Annotated in this window: 1 pseudogene; it reads left to right on the plus strand. The window is 59.3% G+C overall.

Features of this window, described 5'->3' with window-relative positions:
• A pseudogene (locus AC07FD_RS39450) lies at positions 1 to 590 on the plus strand (Ulp1 family isopeptidase); the annotation flags it as partial.

Genomic DNA, 590 nt, shown 5'->3' on the forward strand with positions numbered 1-590 from the left:
TTCATCGGGCCATCAGGCGAGCCTCTGGAGCTCGAGGATATCGGATATCTCGTCGGCGAGGATTGGCAGCATGGCTCGCAGCCGGTTCCGGACTTCCTGCTCGATGTACTGGACAACAAGATGCTGTTGCCGAGTCCGCGCATGGTTCCGCGGCCTGTCTCTATCAACGGTGAGACCTACTCTATCACGTTGGGGCCGCGAGGGCGCCGCGATGCTCAATTTATCCATCATCCTCGCCCATCCTCGGTTCCAGATGCTCAGATCGGTGCTTCGGCTACGAGTGCCTCTTCCCACGACCGCGGACGGGTGCTCGGAGCCAGAGAATGGCTCGGCGACGATCATATTCAGCGGGATTACGAGTTCGTGGCGCAGGAGTTGCGTGGGACTAATCCGGATCTCGCCGCCCGGACGCGGTTCGTGGATCCTCTGATAGCCTTTCAGCTTAACCACGGCGCCGATAGCGACGCGCTACGCGCATTCCATCGCATTGTCCATGATCGGAATGGTAACGATACAGCCGACTTCCTGTTCCTGCCAGTGAACAATGCCAGTGCTATTCGCGAAGGCGACCATTGGTCGCTGCTGCTGGT

Source organism: Mesorhizobium waitakense, assembly GCF_056431085.1.